Consider the following 17,208-nt stretch of genomic DNA (forward strand, 5'->3'; position numbering starts at 1 on the left):
GGCGCCATCATGCCCTCATCCGGCATCCGGGGCGAGCGGCTCCAGCGCCTCGGGCCCCTGGGTGACGAGCACGTGGAACTGCGCGGCGTCGAGGATCCGGATGCCGAGCTCCTCGGCCTTGGCCAGCTTGAAGCCTGCGCCGGGACCCGCCGCGACGAAGTCGGTCTTCTTCGACACGCTGGAGGCGGCCTTCCCGCCGGCCTGGATGATGGCCTCCTGCGCTCCCTCACGCGTGTACCCCTCCAGTGAGCCGGTGGCGACCACGGTGAGACCGTCGAGCACCCCGCCGCCGGCCACCGCGCCGCCGGGCCCGGGGTGACCGGGCGTGGCCAGCCGCGCGCCCGCTGCTTCCCAGCGCTCCACGATCTCGCGATGCCAATCCACGGCGAACCAGTCGCTCAGCGAGTCCGCGATGATGCCGCCGACGCCCTCGACCCCCGCCAGCTCGTCGCGCGACGCTGCGCGGATGGCCGCCACCGAGCCGAACCACTGGGCGAGCGCGCGCGCGGCGACGGGACCGACATGCCGGATGTTCAGTGCCACGAGGAATCGCCAGAGCTCCTTGGTCTTCGCCCGCTCGAGCTGATCGAGCAGGGTCAGGGCCTGCGACGAGGGCTGCGGGCCGGTCAGGCCCGCCTTCTTCTCGGCCGCCGAGGGGTTGCGGCGGAACGGCGCCCGCCGCACGAGCTCGCCGGTCTTCTCGTCGACGCGGGGCTCGCCCGTCTCGGCGTCGCGCACCACGACTTCGATCGGCACGAGCTGATCGAGGGTGAGGTCGAACAGGCTCGCCTCGGTGTCGAGCGGGGGCTCCTCGGGCACTGAGGGCTGCGTGAGGGCCGCCGCGGTCACCTCGCCCAGCGCCTCGATGTCGAGGGCGCCGCGCGAGCCGATGTGCTCGACCCGGCCCCGCACCTGCGCCGGGCAGGCGCGGGTGTTGGGGCACCGCAGATCGATGTCGCCCTCCTTGGCCGGCGCGAGCGGCGATCCGCACTCCGGGCAGTGGGCGGGCATCACGAACTCGCGCTCGGACCCGTCGCGCAGCTCGACGACGGGGCCGAGGACCTCGGGGATGACGTCGCCGGCCTTGCGCAGCACGACGGTGTCGCCGATGAGCACGCCCTTGGCGCGCACCACGTCCTGATTGTGCAGCGTCGCCTGTCGCACCACGGAGCCGGCGACGCGTGCGGGCGACATGACCGCGAACGGGGTGGCGCGCCCGGTGCGCCCCACCGACACGACGATGTCGAGCAGCTTCGTGTTCACCTGCTCGGGCGGGTACTTGTACGCGATCGCCCAGCGCGGCGCACGGCTCGTCGCGCCCAGCTCGTCATGCAGCGCGAGCTCGTCGATCTTGACCACGACCCCGTCGATCTCGTGCTCCACGTCGTGGCGGTGCTCACCGTAGTGGGCGACGAAGTCGAGCACCCCGTCGACGTCGTCGGCGGTGCGGAAGTACGGGCTCGCGGGCAGGCCCCACTCGGCCAGGAGGGCGTACGTCTCGCTCTGCGAGCCGACCGGCGGGTCGCTCCACGCGCCGATGCCGTGGACGAAGAGGCGCAGGGAGTCCAGCCTCGCCTGACCGGCCTCGCGCTCGAGGCCGTCCTTCTTGTCGAGCTGCTGGCGGAGGCCGCCGGAGGCGGCGTTGCGGGGATTGGCGAACGAGGGGAAGCGACGCTCCGCGCTGATGCGGGCCTTGGCCTCGTCGAAAGCCCGGCTCCGGGCGCGCGTCTCGCCGACGGCGCGATCGCGCATCTCGGCCTGCAACGCGTTGAGCCGCTCGAAGGCGGCAACGGGGATGAACACCTCGCCGCGGACCTCCACGAGGTCGGGGTGCCCGGTGCCGGCAAGGCGGTGCGGGATGCCGGCGACACGCGCCGCGTTCATCGTGACGTCCTCGCCGATCCGGCCGTCGCCGCGGGTGGCGGCGGAGGTGAGCACTCCGCGCTCGTACCGGAGGCTGATGGCGAGCCCGTCGATCTTGAGCTCGGTGAGCCACCGCACCCTGCGCCCGGCGGCCGCTTCGGTCTTGACGCACCAGTCGTGCAGCTCGTCGGGACTGAAGACGTTGTCGAGGCTCAGCATGCGCTCCGCGTGCTCGACCGGGGCGAACATCGAGCTCTCGGCCGCGCCCACCGTCTGCGTGGGCGAGTCCTGCCCCTGCAGCTCGGGGTGCATGTGCTCGATCTCTTCGAGGCGCCGCATCCAGGCGTCGTACGTCGCGTCGTCGACGATCTCGGCGTTGCGGCCGTAGTACGCGTCCCGCGCGTCGAGGATGCGATCCGTCAGTTCCTGGGCTTCGGCTCGCGCGGCCTCGAGACCGGCGTCTGCGGGAAGTACGGCATCCGTCACCCCGTCAGTCTAGGAGTGGGGTCCGACAGCACGAGGTGCTTGCGGATCTTCCGCCGCTCAGGCGCCCACGGGGACGGCCGACACGGTTCGGTCGATCGTGAACTGCCCGATGACGCGGGTTCCGTCGTAGAGCACGGCCGTCTGGCCGGGCGCGACGCCGTCGAACGGGGTCGTCGGCACGACGGTCAGCACGCCCTCGCGGAGAACGGCGGCGGCCGGCACGGGGTCGGCGTGCGCACGGATCTGCACATCGCACGCGAACGCGCCGGTCCCGGGCGCGCGCCCTGCCCAGGTGTAGCGCTCTCCGGCGATCTCGGCGGTCGCCAGGGCCTCCTTCGGACCGACCACGACCGTGTTGGTGACGGGTCGGACCTCCAGCACGAAGCGGGGCTTGCCGTCAGGCGCGGGCATGCCGAGCTGAAGGCCGCGGCGCTGGCCCACCGTGAAGGCGTGCGCACCGTCGTGCGCGCCGACCACGGTGCCTGTCCGGTCGACGATGTCGCCGCGCTCGGCGCCCACCTTCTCCGCCAGCCAGCCGCGCGTGTCGCCGTCGGGAATGAAGCAGATGTCGTGGCTGTCGGGCTTGTGCGCGACCGTGAGCCCCCTGGTCTCCGCCTCGGCGCGTACGACCGCCTTGGAGGGCGTCGCGCCGAGCGGGAAGTACGTGTGCGCGAGCTGCTCGGCAGTGAGCACGCCGAGCACGTACGACTGGTCCTTCGCGGCATCCGACGCGCGGTGCAGCTCCCGTCCGCCCGGTCCCTCGACGAGCGTGGCGTAGTGGCCCGTGCAGACGGCGTCGAAGCCCAGCTCGAGCGCACGCTCGAGCAGCGCGGCGAACTTGATCTTCTCGTTGCAGCGCATGCACGGATTGGGGGTGCGCCCGGCGCGGTACTCGGCGACGAAGTCGTCGATGACGTCGTCGCGGAAGCGCTCCGAGAAGTCCCAGACGTAGAAGGGGATCCCGAGCCGGTCGGCCGCGCGTCGCGCATCCATCGCGTCCTCGATCGTGCAGCACCCGCGGCTGCCGGTGCGCAGCGTGCCGCCGGCGCGGGACAGCGCGAGGTGCACGCCGACGACGTCGTGACCCGCGTCCACGGCGCGCGCGGCCGCGACGGCGGAATCGACGCCACCGCTCATGGCCGCAAGGATTCGCATGCGTCCAGTCTACGAACGCGAGCCTGACCGGGACCCGGACGCGGCCCGGGCGCGCTCGACCGCGTCCGGCAGTGCGGCCAGCACCGCATCGATGTCCTCGTCGGCCGTGGTGCGACCCATCGTGAAGCGGAGCACCTGCCGGGCCTCGGCATCCGTCCGCCCCATCGCCCGCACGACGTGCGACGGCTCCGGTACGCCGGCCTGGCACGCCGACCCGGTCGAGACCGCGATGCCGGCGACGTCCAGCAGGAAGAGCAGCGTCTCGCCCGATGCTCCGGGGAACAGGACATGCGCGTTCCCGGGGATGCGGTCGACGGGGTCGCCCAGCAGCACCGCGTCCGGGATCGAGTGACGGATGCCGCCCACCAGCCGTCCGAACAGCGCGGCCAGCCGCCCCGCCTCGGCCTCGCGCTCGGCCTCGGCCAGCTCGGCCGCCACCGCGAAGCCGACGGCCCCCGGCACGTCCTGCGTGCCGGGGCGGAGGCTCCGCTGCTGGCCTCCCCCGTGAATGAGGGGGGTGAGCTCGGCGCCGCGGGCGACCAGGAGGGCGCCGACGCCGGCGGGCCCGCCGATCTTGTGCGCCGAGACGCTCAGGGCTGCCAGGCCCGCCCTTCCCCGGGCATCCGCTCGCCACGCACGGAACGACACCGGCACGTGACCGAAGGCCGCGACGGCGTCCAGGTGCAGGGGAACCCCGGCGTCGAGCGCCGCTCGCGACATCGAGGCGGCGTCGTTGACGGTGCCGCACTCGTTGTTCGCGACCAGGCCGGTCGCCAGCGCCGCCCCCGGCATGCGCGCGGCGAGCTCGTCGAGGCGGATGCGCGCCTCGGCGTCGACGCCCACGTGGCGCACGTGCGCACCCTGCGACTGCAGCCACGCCACGGCATCGAGCGTGGCGTGGTGCTCGGCGTCGGGCAGCACCACGGAGTCCTGCTCCGGGCCGCGAGCCCACCACAGGCCTTTGACGGCGAGGTTGACGGCCTCGGTGCCCCCCGAGGTGAACACCACCTCGATCGGGTCGGCGTCAAGGACCGCCGCCAGTCGCTCTCGCGCCTCCTCCAGCAGGCGCCGGGCGTGCTGGCCGGCACCGTGGATCGACGAGGCGTTCCCGACGCTCGAGGCGGCGTCGATCCAGGCCTCGCGCACCTCCGGTCGCAGCGGAGCGGTCGCGGCGTGGTCGAGGTAGATCTGCACGCGGACCTCCTTCGCGATCGATCTGCGGTCGTCGTGCGCCCGAGTGCCGGAGGACATGGGACCGAGTCCCGTAACATCCCCGACTCCGACCATGGTTATCGTAGTCCGCATGGTCAGCCCGGAGTCCGTCATCTCGCCTCCCGTCCCGGGACTGCTCAGCCCGGAGCTCGACGGGCTGGGCGTGGTGCTCGTGCCCGGGGGCGGCCGGCTGCGCGTGTGGTCCGGAGCGGCGGACGCAGTGGATCTCGTCATCTTCGACGACACCGACCTCGACTGGATCACCGCGACCGAGCCCCTCGCTCACGTCGGAGGGGGCGTCTGGGAGGTCACCTCTCCCCTGCTCCGCCCCGGCGTGCGCTACGCGATCCGCGTCGACGGCCCCCAGGGGCCGGGCAACATGTTCAATCACGGCGCGCTCCTGCTCGACCCGTACACGCGGGGCCTCGTGCGCACGGGCTACGACGGCTGGCGATCGGCGGTGGTCGACGGATCGTTCGATTGGGCGGGCGCAAGCAAGCCGCGGGTGCCCATGGACCGCACGGTGATCTACGAAGGACACCTCAAGGGCCTGTCCAAGCGGCATCCGGATGTCCCGGGCGCGCTGCGCGGCACGTACGCGGGACTTGCGCACCCGGCGATGGTGCACCACTTCCTCGACCTCGGGGTCACGAGCATCCAGCTGCTTCCGGTGCACGCCTTCACGACGGAGCCCCGCCTCCTCCAGCACGGCCTCACCAACTACTGGGGCTACAACTCCCTGAACTTCTTCACGCCGCACGCGGCGTACGCCACCGAGGACGCCCGCCGCCAGGGACCCGACGCGGTGCTGCGCGAGTTCAAGGGCATGGTGAAGCTGCTCCACGAGGCGGGCCTGGAGGTCATCCTCGATGTCGTGTACAACCACACCGCCGAAGAGGGCATCGGCGGTCCGCGGTCCAGCCTCCGGGGCATCGACAACCGCGCCTACTACCGGCAGCAGGCGGACGGCGCCTACATCGACGTGACCGGCTGCGGCAACTCGCTGGACACGTCGACGGATGCCGCGGCCCGGCTCGTGCTGGATTCGCTGCGGTACTGGGCAGACGACGTCCAGGTCGACGGCTTCCGCTTCGATCTCGCCGCGACGCTGGGGCGCGACGCGGCGCATACGTTCACCCCCGATCACCCGCTCCTGCGCGCGATCCTCGACGACCCCGCCCTCGAAGGCGTGAAGAAGATCGCCGAGCCGTGGGACGTCGGCCTGGGCGGCTGGCAGACCGGCGGCTTCGGCGAAGGCTGGAGCGAGTGGAACGACCGCTACCGCGACCGCGTCCGCAACTTCTGGCTCAGCGACGTCGACTACGCCCGTCGCGCGTCGACCTCGCCGGTCGGCGTCGGTGGATTCGCCACCCGCCTCGCCGGATCCGCGAACACCTTCGTCGAGGAGCGCGGCCCCCTCGCCGGCGTCAACTTCATCACCGCGCACGACGGCTTCACCCTGCGCGATCTGGTGTCGTACGACGTCAAGCACAACCACGGGAACGGCGAGCAGAACCGCGACGGCGCCGACACCAACCGGTCGTTCAACCACGGCGCGGAAGGACCCACCGACGACGAGGCCATCCTGGCCACGCGACGCAAGGCGATGCGCAACCTGCTGGGGACCCTGCTGCTGTCCGCCGGCGTCCCGATGCTGACCGCCGGCGACGAGTTCGCGCGCACTCAGCGCGGGAACAACAACGCCTACTGCCACGACTCGATGCTCACGTGGCTGTCCTGGGAGCACGCGCCGTGGCAGCGCGACCTCTACGCGCACGTGCGCCACCTGCTGCGACTGCGGCGGGACAATCCGGCCCTTCGCCCGAGCCGCTTCGCCCGTCTCGGCGAGCACACGCCGTCGGCGTCCGTCATGGAGTGGTACGACGAGCACGGCCGGACGATGTCGGGCGAGCGCTGGACCGACCCCGCGCACCGGACGCTCCAGTACGTCGCGGCCTCGACGCCGGAGTTCGAGGGCTTCAACCGCGTGCTGCTCATGGTGCACGGGACCGAGCGGCCGATCGATGTGACGCTGCCCGACATCGACGGTGTGACGAGGTTCACGTCGCTGTGGTCCAGCGCTGACGAGGTCCCCTCCGCGGCCACGGAGACCGCGTACGCGCCGGGCGAGATCGTCCGGCTCCCCGGGACGTCCATGCGCCTCTTCCGCGCCGAGTAGACGAGCTCCCGCCCGCGGCGGGGACGCACGCTACCGCATCCGGCGCCGGTCGTCACCTCGCTGTGCTGTTCGACGGGCGCGCGATAGGTTCGACTCGTGGTCACGTCGACGCGCTCAGAGCGCCCCCGCCCGTGGCGGAGCGCCGCAGCCCTTCCCGTCCGCCCTGTCCCCGCCCGGCAGCCGGAGTCCGACACGGCGTCGCGCCGGGTCCCGCTCGCCAAGCCGTCCCCGGCGGTGCCGTGGGGCGATTACCGGCCGAAGGCGTTCGTAGGCGAGGTCGTCCCGTTCGTCGTGACGTCGTTCCGCGAGGGGCATGACCGCATCGGTGTGCAGCTGCGCCTGTTCTCGCCCTCCGGCGACGAGTCGCTGCACCGCCTGGACCCCCTCGAAGACGGATTCGACCGGTGGCGGACGGAGGTCGCGCTGCTGGAGCAGGGCGTCTGGCGCTTCCGGTTCGAGTCGTTCGGCGACGAGTTCGCCACGTGGGAGCACGCCGCCGCCCTCAAGATCGCCGCCGGGGTGGATGCGGCGCTCATGCGCGAGATCGGGGCGCTCCTGTTCGACCGTGCGCGCGCCGAGAAGGACCGCCCGGCGGCGGAGCGGAAGGCGCTGGCGACTGCTGCCGCGTCGCTCCGTGACGCCGGCGTCGACGACGCCGGCGCGCTGGAGATCGTGACCGACGCCACCATCGCCGGCTTCTTCCGTCAACGCCCCGTCATGTCGCTCGTCACGCTCGGGGACGACTTGGAACTCCTCGTGGAGCGCGAGCGTGCCGGAGTGGGCGCGTGGTACGAGTTCTTCCCGCGCTCGGAGGGCGCGCGCCGGCTCAAGGACGGCACCGTCAAGAGCGGCACGTTCCGCACTGCCGCCAAGCGGCTCCCGGGCGTCGCGGCCATGGGGTTCGAGGTGCTCTACCTGCCGCCCATCCACCCCATCGGCACGCTCAACCGCAAGGGACCGAACAACACCCTCGACGCCGGACCCGGCGACCCGGGGTCCCCCTGGGCGATCGGCTCGGCGGCGGGGGGCCACGACGCGGTGCATCCCGACCTCGGCGGGCTCGCGGACTTCCGGGCGTTCGTCCGGGCTGCCGGGGCCGAGGGCCTCGAGGTCGCACTGGATCTCGCACTGCAGGCCGCACCCGACCACCCGTGGGTCGCCGAGCACCCCGAGTGGTTCACGACCCTTCCGGACGGCTCGATCGCGTACGCCGAGAATCCCCCCAAGAAGTACCAGGACATCTATCCGGTCAACTTCGACAACGACCCCGCCGGCATCCGCGCCGAAGTGCTGCGCATCGTGCGGCACTGGGTGGCCCAGGGCGTGCGCATCTTCCGGGTGGACAATCCGCACACGAAGCCCCTGCAGTTCTGGGAGTGGCTCATCCGGACGGTCAACGCGGAGAACCCCGACGTCGTGTTCCTGGCGGAGGCCTTCACCAGGCCCGCTCCGCTGCAGAGCCTCGCATCGGCCGGCTTCCAGCAGAGCTACACGTACTTCACGTGGCGCAACACCAAGGCCGAGCTCGAGGAGTTCCTCTCGCAGCTGGCCCACGAGACCGCCGACTTCCTCCGCCCGAACCTCTTCGTCAACACGCCCGACATCCTGACGGAGTACCTCCAGTACGGCGGCCGTCCGGCGTACCGGATCCGCGCCGCCATCGCGGCGACGGCCGCCCCGACGTACGGCGTGTACGCGGGCTACGAGCTCTACGAGAACGTCGCCAGGCCGGGGTCGGAAGAGAACATCGACAACGAGAAGTACGAGTACAAGTTCCGCGACTGGGCGGGTGCCGTCGAGCGGGGCGACTCGCTGGCGCCCTTCCTGACCAGGCTCAACGAGATCCGGCGCGCCCATCCCGCGCTCCGGCAGCTGCGCAACCTCAGCGTCCACTGGAGCGACGACGACGCCATCCTGGTCTACGCGAAGCACCTGGATGCGGCGGTGTCCCCCGACGGACGCAGCGACACCGTCATCGTCGTGGTCAACACCGACCCCCACTCGGTGCGTCAGACGATGGTCCACCTCGACACCCGCGTGTGGGGAGTCGAGCCGGGCACTCCGTACGAGGTCGAGGACCTCGTCACCGGCGCGACGTGGACGTGGTCGGATCACAACTTCGTGATGCTCGACGCGTTCACCGAGCCGGTCCACATCCTCCACGTGAAGGAGTCCCGATGATGCCCTCCGACGAGCTCCTCGACACCGTCGCCACCGGCTCGTACCACGACCCGCACGCCGTGCTCGGCATCCACCCCGACACGGATGCCGAGGGCACGAAAACCTGGATCGTGCGTACGCGGCGACCTCTGGCGCGGAGCGTGACGGCCGTTTTCGCGGACGGCACGCGGGTTCCCCTCGAGCATGTCCGCGCCGGGATCTGGGAGGGGACGCGCACCGGGGCGCCGGGCCGATATCAGCTCGTCGCCGGATACGAGGACGGCCCGGACTACGTCGCCGAGGATCCCTACCGGCACTCCCCCACGATCGGCGCGCTCGATCTCCACCTGATCCGCGAGGGCCGGCATGAGGAGCTCTGGCGCGTCCTGGGCGCGCACGAGCGCGACCACGAGGGCGCATCCGGCACGGCGTTCACCGTGTGGGCCCCCAACGCCCGCGCCGTCCGGGTCGTCGGCGACTTCAACGGCTGGGACGGACAGGGCCACTCGATGCGCTCCATGGGCGACAGCGGCGTCTGGGAGCTCTTCGTCCCCGGCATCGGCCAGGGCACCGCCTACAAGTTCGAGCTGCTCGGCCGCAACGGGCAGTGGGTGCTGAAGGCCGACCCGATGGCGCGGTTCGCCGAGGTGCCGCCGGCGACGGCATCCGTCGTCACTCGCTCCTCGTACACGTGGGGCGACGACGCGTGGCTCGCGCAGCGCGCGAAGACCACCCCGGTGTCGCGGCCGATGTCGGTCTACGAGCTGCACTTCGGCAGCTGGCGGCAGGGCCTGTCGTACCGGGATGCCGCGGACCAGCTGATCGACTACGTCACCGGGCAGGGATTCACCCACGTGGAGTTCCTCCCCCTCGCCGAGCATCCGTTCGGCGGCTCCTGGGGCTACCAGGTCACCGGGTACTACGCGCCGACGAGCCGGTACGGCGACCCCGACGACCTGCGCTACCTGATCGACCGCCTGCACCAGGCGGGCATCGGGGTGATCATGGACTGGGTCCCCGGCCACTTCCCGAAGGATGCCTTCGCGCTCGCCCGCTTCGACGGCGAGGCCCTGTACGAGCACCCGGATCCGCGGCGCGGCGAGCACCGCGACTGGGGCACGTACATCTTCGACTACGGCCGCAACGAGGTCCGCAACTTCCTCGTCGCCAATGCCCTGTACTGGTTCGAGGAGTTCCACGTCGACGGTCTGCGGGTGGATGCCGTCGCCTCGATGCTCTACCTCGACTACTCCCGCAACGAGGGCGAATGGGCGCCCAACGTGCACGGCGGGCGTGAGAACCTCGAGGCCATCCGCTTCCTGCAGGAGGTCAACGCCACCGCCTACAAGCGCTACCCGGGCATCGCGATGATCGCCGAGGAGTCGACCAGCTTCCCCGGCGTCACCGCCCCGACCAGCCAGGCCGGTCTCGGCTTCGGGTTCAAGTGGAACATGGGCTGGATGAACGACTCGCTGCAGTACATCGCGCGCGATCCGCTCTACCGCTCCCACCATGAGGGCGAGATGTCGTTCTCGTTCGTCTACGCCTTCAGCGAGAACTACGTCCTCCCGATCAGCCACGACGAGGTGGTCCACGGCAAGGGCAGCCTCTTCGGCCGGATGCCAGGCGATCACTGGCAGCAGCTGGCGAACATGCGGGCGTTCCTGGCCTACATGTGGGGGCACCCGGGCAAGCAGCTGCTGTTCATGGGACAGGAGTTCGGGCAGCTTTCGGAATGGTCCGAGGGTCGCTCCCTCGACTGGTGGCTGCTGGACCAGCCGGCGCACGCCCAGCTGCAGTACTTCGTGGGCACGCTCAACCGGGTCTACCGCGACCAGTCCGCGCTCTGGGCGCGTGACAGCGACGGCGCCGCCTTCGCGCGGCTCGGCGGCCCGCAGTGGAACCCCAACGTCATCGCGTTCGCACGGCGCGACTGGCACGGGAACACCGTCGTCGTCGTGGCGAACTTCTCGGGCTCGACGATCGGCTCGTACGAGCTCGACCTGCCCGAGAGCGGGGTGTGGCACGAGATCCTCAACACCGACGCCGAGGCATATGGCGGATCCGGGGTCGGCAACCTGGGCGTCGTGCATGCGGGCGCAGGAGGCCGCGCCTCACTGGTGCTGCCGCCCTTGGGCGTGCTCTGGCTGCGTCACGGAACGCAGGCGCACATCCCCTCGCCGACGCAGGGCTGACCTCGCCCTCGGCGCCGGGGCTCCCGGCGCCGGGGCTGCTCAGAAGAGCAGCGACGCCAGGCGACCCCTGGCCGCGATGACGCGGGGATCACCGTCGCCGATGAGGGCGAACAGCTCGAGGAGCCGCTCCCGCACCGGCGTGCGCGCGTCCGACGGAAGCTGGGCGAACAGGTCCAGGAGGCGGCCGAACGCGTCCTCGACGTGCCCGCCGGCGACGTCCAGGTCGGCGACCGCGAGCTGCGCGGCGACGTCCGTCGGTGCAGCGGCCGCCGCGGCGCGGGCCGCCTGCAGATCGAGGCCCTGCACGCGGTCGAGGAGGCGCACCTGCCCCAGTCCCGCGCGCGCCTCCGCGTCGCGCGGATTCTCGGCGAGAGCCTTCTCGTACGCCGCGATCGCGCGGGGGTAGTCGCCCGCCTCGATCGCGTCGAAGGCCTCCGCGTGGAGCGGCGGCAGGGGCGGCTCGGCAGGCGCCTCCTCCGCGCGCTCCCCGTCGACGGAGACCGTGCCCGTCACGCCGTTCTGCGCGGCGAGCTGGAGCAGCTGTGCGAACACCTCGCGGACCTGCTGCTCGGGCACCGCGCCGGTGAACAGCGGGACCGGCTGGCCGCCGACGAGCGCGACGACCATGGGGATGGACTGCGCCCGGAAGGCCTGCGACAGCTGCGGGTTCGCATCGACGTCGACCTTCGCCAGGACGAGGCGGCCGCCCAGCTCGGTCACGACGCGCTCGAGCACGGGGCTCAGCTGCTTGCACGGTCCGCACCACTCGGCCCACAGGTCGATCACGATGGGAACGGTGCGCGACAGCTCGAGCACCTGCGGGAAGGTCTCGTCGGTGACGTCGAGCACGAGGGACGGCACGACGACTCCACCGGCGCCGTCGGCGGCCTGCTCGCCATCGGGAGCGCCGGTCGTGGGGCGGTTGCGGAGAGCCGAGAGATCGACGGCGCCGCGCACCGCGGCGCCCAGGGTGGGATCGGTCACGAGAGAACCTTCGCATCGAGGATGTCGGACGAGTAGCCCAGCAGGCGGATCTTCTCGCTGGAGCCCGGGCCGGGCACGTAGAAGAAGACCTGATCGCTGAACGTCGTGGCGAAGCCGGTCGCGGACTGGTCGACGCCGGCCAGCGACTTGACGGTCAGGTTGCCGTCGACCTTGATCACGGCATCCTCGTTCGTCGGCTTCACGGTGTCGATCTCGTTGACGTTGACCGCCACGATCGCTCCGCTCTCGACCGTCTGCAGCGCGAACGGCGCCTGCGGCCCGGGAGCCGAGCTGAATGTGAGGCTTCCCGTGGAGGACGCGGTCTTGTTGAACTCATCGAGGCGTCGCTGACGATCGGCGGTGATGCTGGCGCGGAGCTGGTCGCCCTCGACCTCGAAGAGGTCGTAGAACTCGCTGTCCTCACCCTTGTTGATCACGTCGGAGTACGCCGCGGCGACCTGGTCGGGCGCGAGAAGCAGGAACGGCGAATCAGGCTCCACCTGCGGCGCCCCGATGTAGGCGGGTGCGAGGTCGGGAAGCGTCGTCGAGGCTTCGAGGCTGGCGATGTACGACAGCTTGTAGTCGGCCCAGGCGTCCTTCTGGGTCATGACCATGATGCTCGAGGTCTTCGACTCCTCGTCGTCGGCGACGGCGATGACCGAGCGCGGCCAGCCGTCGTACGCCTGGGGAAGAATGATCTCGAGCGGCTTCGCGAGGATCGGTGCGGGAACCGCGTAGTCGGCGATCGCCGAGCGCAGCTTGTAGTTCGTGTCTCGCGCGGCCAGGGCCGCGCCCTCGAGACGGGTCTCGGCGAGATCGCCGTCCATCGCGGCATCCGCGTCCGCGACCGTCGCCGCGATGCGGGTGAGGATGCGCTCCGCCTGCGCCTTGGTCACAGCGGGCGCCTGCTGCCCCTCGGGCGCGATCACCGTCGCGGTCGGGGACGGCGTCGGCGACGCCGCGAACTGCGGCCAGGCGTCGGCGGAGCAGCCGCTGAACAGCAGCGCGGAGACCGCGACGACCGGCACGACGGCGAACGCGCGGCGACCGCTGGAGACGGCCCGGCGCGTCGTGGCCTGGCCGTTGCTGATGACGCCCTTGCCGTCGGGATCGGTGATGGCGATGTTGATCGGCTCGGTCACCGGAAGCGGAAGCCCCTTGCGGCGCGGCCCGCGCTTCCGCCGGGCGTGGCGGATGCCGAGGATGTAGAGGAAGACGCCGACGGCCATGAGGAGGCCGCCGAACACGATGAGCGGGCCCGCCCAGGGGGTGGACGTCTGCAGCGGCCAGGTCACCGTCACCCGGTCGGGTGCCGGTGCCGTGCCGTCCGCCGCGACGAGCACGCTCATGCCCTCCGGGAGCTGCAGCGGGGCGATGAGGAGGTCGGTCTGCTGGTACTCGTCGAGCCAGAGGTCCGACCCGATGGGGCTGCGCCCCGGGGTCGCCGCTTCCTCGGCAGCCGCGTCATCCGCCGCGGCATCGTCCGCCGCGGCATCGTCCGCCGCGTCTGCGGCGGCCGCCTCGTCAGCGGCGGCCTCGTCGGTGGCTGCGTCTTCGGCGGCGGCCTCGTCGTCGGGGGCGACGGCATCGGGAGCCGGCTCGACCAGCGTCGAGTCGAGCACTCCCTCATCGCCCAGCGTGACGTGCGTGTACTCGGCATCCGAGAGCCAGGCCTGCATGTCGGCGGTGCGGCCGTAGGAGGCGAAGAGCTCGCCCTCCCCCTGCGCGCGCAGCGTCTGGGTGCCGGGCAGCTGATTGAGCACGGCGCCGTCGATGAGGAGGTAGGGAGCCTCGTCCTCGACCGAGATCGCCGCCGTCTCGGTCCGGGGTCCCTGGAAGATCGTCCGCTGGGCGATGCCCGCCCCGATCATCACGGTGGCGAGCACGAAGGCCGCCACGGCCCACACGAAACGCACGAAGAAACACCTTTCCGGGGTGCGCGGACACTCCGCACCCTTCGATTCGACATTTCAGACTAGCGAACACGACCTGTGAGGCGCGTGGGAGGTGCCGTTCCCGGGTCCAGGGCCCGCGAATGCGTATCCTTAGCGGACTGGTGCATCGGCGGTCGTCGATGGGAGGGGATCTCGATGAAGCTGCACAACCCGTTCCGCACCGCGCTGCTCGCCACCCTCGGCGTCGGTCTCGGGCTGCTTCTCATCGGGAGCATCCAGAACCTCCAGACGATCCTGCTGTACGTCGGCACGGCCCTGTTCCTCTCGCTGGGCCTCGACCCGATCGTGGAGTGGCTCGAACGACGCAGGCTGCCGCGGTGGGCGGCGGTGCTCATCACGATCCTCGGGGTCCTCGCCGCCTTCGCCGGCATCGTGCTGATGATCGTGCCGGTCATCGTGCAGCAGATCGGGCAGCTCGTGGTGGCCATCCAAGAGCTCGCCGAGGACGGCATGTTCGACGACCCCGTCGGTGCGATCCAGGACTGGCTGCACACCGTGTTCCCGGCGCTGAACGTCGACGAGGTCTGGACCTACATCGAGGACTGGTACGCCTCGCTGGACGTCGGCGCGATCGGCTCTGAGGTGGGCGGGAGCATCATCGCCATCGTGGGCGCCCTCCTCGCCGGATTCGCGGGCGCGTTCATCGTGCTCATCCTCACCATCTACTTCACCGCCTCCACGCCGAACCTGAAGCGTGCGGTCTACCAGCTGGTCCCGGCATCCAAGCGCGCGCGCTTCATGGACCTCGGCGAGCAGATCACCGACTCGGTCGGGTACTTCGTCATCGGCCAGGCGGCGCTCGGCGTCATCAACGGCGTCCTGAGCGCGATCTTCCTGTCGATCATCGACGCGCCCTTCCCTGCGGTGCTCGCCGTGATCGCCTTCTTCTTCTCGCTCATCCCTCTCGTCGGCACGCTCACCGGTTCGACGATCATCGTGCTGACATGCCTCGTCGTCGGCTCCCCCACGACAGCGCTCATCGCGGCGATCTACTACCTGATCTACATGCAGATCGAGGCCTACGTCATCGCGCCGCGCATCATGGGCCGTGCGGTGTCCGTGCCGGGCGCCGTCGTGGTGATCGCGGCACTCGCCGGCGGCTCCCTGCTGGGCCTGCTGGGCGCGCTCGTGGCCATCCCGGTCGCGGCGAGCATCCTCATCATCTACCGCCAGGTCGTGATCCCGCGTCAGAACGAGAGATGACGCCGCGCGCGACCCGATCGGGTCAGCCGTCGGCGACGATCGGGCCGTTCCACTGGCCAGGCAGCGGAAGCGCGTCGGGGTTGATCGCCGCGACGATCTCGGTGAGCACGCGCCGCGTCTGGTTCTCCCCCACCCACAGGTGCTTTCCGCCCTCGACCGGAATGAGGACTGCGTCGGGCACGCTGGAGAAGCGCTGGGCCGCGGCATCCGGTCGCAGGTAGTCGTCGAACTCCGGCACCAGCACGATCAGCCGCCGCTCGTCACCCGACCACGCCGCGACCTCGGCGTCGGTAGCCCGATGCAGCGGCGGCGAGAGCAGCACCGCACCCTCGACCGCATGGTCACGGCCGTACTTGAGGGCGAGCTCGGTGCCGAACGACCAGCCGACGAGCCAGGGCCGCGGCAGCCCCCGGGCGTGGACGAAGTCCATGGCCGCCGCGACGTCGAAGGCCTCTGCGCGGCCGCCGTCGAAGGCCCCCTCGCTCGTGCCCCGCGGCGAGGTCGTGCCGCGCGTGTTGAACCGCAGCACCGCGAGGTCGGCGAGGGCGGGAAGGCGCCCCGCGGCCTTGCGCAGGATGTGCGAGTCCATGAAGCCACCGGCGGTGGGAAGCGGATGCAACGTCACCAGCGTCGCCACCGGATCGCGCGTCTCGGGCAGTGCGAGTTCGCCCACCAGCGTCAGGCCGTCGAGCGTCTCGAGCTCGATGTCCTCGCGCCGGGCGGGCAGCAGCATCGGTCCGCGGATCTCCACTCAAGCCACCTTCCAGCAGTGCTGATGCCAGTGCCGCCGGGCCGCCAGGTCGGCCGCGTCGCCGAGCACCCCGTCCGCGCGCCAGGTCACGAGGTGCGCCACCCCGATGTCGATCTGTCCGCCGCAGCCCGGGCAGGTGTACGGCTTCTGCGCCTGTGCTGCCGACACCGGCTGCACCGTCCACTCGACCCCGCGACGCACCTCGGTGCGCTTCCAGCCCGCGAGCAGGCGCTCGAAGGAGGCGTCGCCGCTCCCAGGGTGCCGACGGCGATGGGACCGCGGCACGGCTCAGTACCAGCCTGTGCGCTGCGAGTGGTCCCACGCGCCGCACGGCGTGCCGTAGCGGCCGCCGATGTAGCCCAGGCCCCAGGTGACCTGCGTGGCGGGGTTGGTCTCCCAGTCGGCGCCCGCCGTGGCCATCTTGGTCCCGGGCAGCGCCTGCGGGATGCCGTACGCGCCGCTGCTGGCGTTGTAGGCGTTGACCCGCCACCCGGATTCCTTGTTCCACAGCGCCACGAGGCACGCGAACTGGTCGTCGCCCCAGCCTCGCGCCAGGACCATGTCGTACGCGATCGCCTGGGCGGTGCCGGGATCGGGGGTCGCGAACGGAGGCCGCCACCCCGTGCCTGCGTTCGACGAGGCCGCCCGGACCGTCGGCGTGGGTGTCGGCTTCGGTTTCACATAGACGGTGTAGTTGCCGCGATCGAGGACCGCCGGCTCGACAGGCGCCGCCTCGTCGTCGCCTTCGATGCGCTGCACGTCTCCCAGGCCGCTCGCGTACAGCGACACCGTGGTGTCGTCATCGACGCTCGCCTGTGCGAGGGCTAGTCCGGTGGGCCCGATGTACGCCACCACGAACCCGAGGACCGCGAAAGCCGCGAACGCGCCGAGGACCCCGCGTCGTCGCGACCAGCGGGGGTCGGGTGTCGGGGCCCTGCGCGTCGGCGCGGCAGGCGTCCTGGTCCGGGGCGACACCTCCTGACGACGGGCGCGCCGGGTCGGGTGCAGCTCGTTTCCAGAAGTCACAGTGCCCCGATTCTCGCACACGCCCGCCGTGCCGTGCCA

12 protein-coding genes are annotated in these 17,208 nt (G+C 71.3%); 4 read left to right on the forward strand and 8 right to left on the reverse strand.

Annotated elements, in window-relative coordinates:
• Positions 1-15 precede the first annotated feature (15 nt).
• Genes ligA through ACWGUG_RS09070 form a run of 3 tightly spaced genes read right to left on the reverse strand, consistent with a single transcriptional unit; the run spans position 16 to position 4,698 of the window.
• On the reverse strand, positions 16-2,349 hold the full coding sequence (gene ligA, locus ACWGUG_RS09060) for an NAD-dependent DNA ligase LigA (RefSeq protein ID WP_452324466.1): 2,334 nt from the start codon (positions 2,347-2,349) through the stop codon (positions 16-18).
• Between the two features lie 57 nt (positions 2,350-2,406).
• A complete protein-coding gene (gene mnmA, locus ACWGUG_RS09065) occupies positions 2,407-3,504 on the reverse strand; it encodes a tRNA 2-thiouridine(34) synthase MnmA (RefSeq protein ID WP_452324467.1) in 1,098 nt (365 codons plus the stop codon).
• 9 nt (positions 3,505-3,513) lie between these two features.
• Positions 3,514-4,698 (reverse strand): cysteine desulfurase family protein, encoded by a 1,185-nt coding sequence (locus ACWGUG_RS09070; RefSeq protein WP_452324534.1) that lies wholly within the window; start codon positions 4,696-4,698, stop codon positions 3,514-3,516.
• A gap of 109 nt (positions 4,699-4,807) precedes the next feature.
• On the opposite strand from ACWGUG_RS09070, the gene glgX reads away from it, so the two are divergent.
• From glgX to glgB, 3 genes are all read left to right on the forward strand, one after another.
• The gene (gene glgX / locus ACWGUG_RS09075) at positions 4,808-6,895 is read left to right on the forward strand and encodes a glycogen debranching protein GlgX (RefSeq protein WP_452324535.1); all 2,088 of its coding nucleotides are present in this window, start codon (positions 4,808-4,810) and stop codon (positions 6,893-6,895) included.
• 96 nt (positions 6,896-6,991) lie between these two features.
• Positions 6,992-9,076 (forward strand): maltotransferase domain-containing protein, encoded by a 2,085-nt coding sequence (locus ACWGUG_RS09080; RefSeq protein WP_452324468.1) that lies wholly within the window; start codon positions 6,992-6,994, stop codon positions 9,074-9,076.
• Positions 9,073-11,250 (forward strand): 1,4-alpha-glucan branching protein GlgB, encoded by a 2,178-nt coding sequence (glgB, locus tag ACWGUG_RS09085; RefSeq protein ID WP_452324469.1) that lies wholly within the window; start codon positions 9,073-9,075, stop codon positions 11,248-11,250. The genes ACWGUG_RS09080 and glgB overlap by 4 nt, the downstream gene beginning before the upstream one ends.
• Before the next feature lie 39 nt (positions 11,251-11,289).
• On the opposite strand, the gene ACWGUG_RS09090 is transcribed toward glgB, so the two are convergent.
• Both ACWGUG_RS09090 and ACWGUG_RS09095 read right to left on the reverse strand, forming a co-directional pair.
• Positions 11,290-12,234 carry a tetratricopeptide repeat protein gene (locus ACWGUG_RS09090; protein WP_452324470.1) on the reverse strand — a complete coding sequence of 315 codons (945 nt, stop codon included), beginning with the start codon at positions 12,232-12,234 and terminating at the stop codon, positions 11,290-11,292.
• Complete coding sequence (locus tag ACWGUG_RS09095) at positions 12,231-14,150, reverse strand: glycosyl transferase (RefSeq protein ID WP_452324471.1); 1,920 nt, start codon at positions 14,148-14,150, stop codon at positions 12,231-12,233. The genes ACWGUG_RS09090 and ACWGUG_RS09095 overlap by 4 nt, the downstream gene beginning before the upstream one ends.
• Positions 14,151-14,324: 174 nt before the next feature.
• Between ACWGUG_RS09095 and ACWGUG_RS09100 the strand changes: the two genes are divergently transcribed.
• Positions 14,325-15,392, forward strand: coding sequence for an AI-2E family transporter (locus ACWGUG_RS09100; RefSeq protein WP_336396956.1), 1,068 nt, complete (start codon positions 14,325-14,327; stop codon positions 15,390-15,392).
• Positions 15,393-15,414: 22 nt separating this feature from the next.
• Here the strand turns inward: ACWGUG_RS09100 and ACWGUG_RS09105 are convergent, their stop codons facing one another.
• From ACWGUG_RS09105 to ACWGUG_RS09115, 3 genes are read right to left on the reverse strand one after another with little or no spacing between them, the layout of a single operon-like run.
• Positions 15,415-16,143 (reverse strand): alpha/beta hydrolase, encoded by a 729-nt coding sequence (locus ACWGUG_RS09105; RefSeq protein ID WP_336396955.1) that lies wholly within the window; start codon positions 16,141-16,143, stop codon positions 15,415-15,417.
• Positions 16,144-16,428 (reverse strand): hypothetical protein, encoded by a 285-nt coding sequence (locus ACWGUG_RS09110; RefSeq protein ID WP_452324472.1) that lies wholly within the window; start codon positions 16,426-16,428, stop codon positions 16,144-16,146.
• 3 nt (positions 16,429-16,431) lie between these two features.
• A complete protein-coding gene (locus ACWGUG_RS09115) occupies positions 16,432-17,169 on the reverse strand; it encodes an aggregation-promoting factor C-terminal-like domain-containing protein (protein ID WP_452324473.1) in 738 nt (245 codons plus the stop codon).
• Positions 17,170-17,208 lie beyond the last annotated feature (39 nt).

The organism is Microbacterium sp. NPDC055455 (assembly GCF_053619935.1).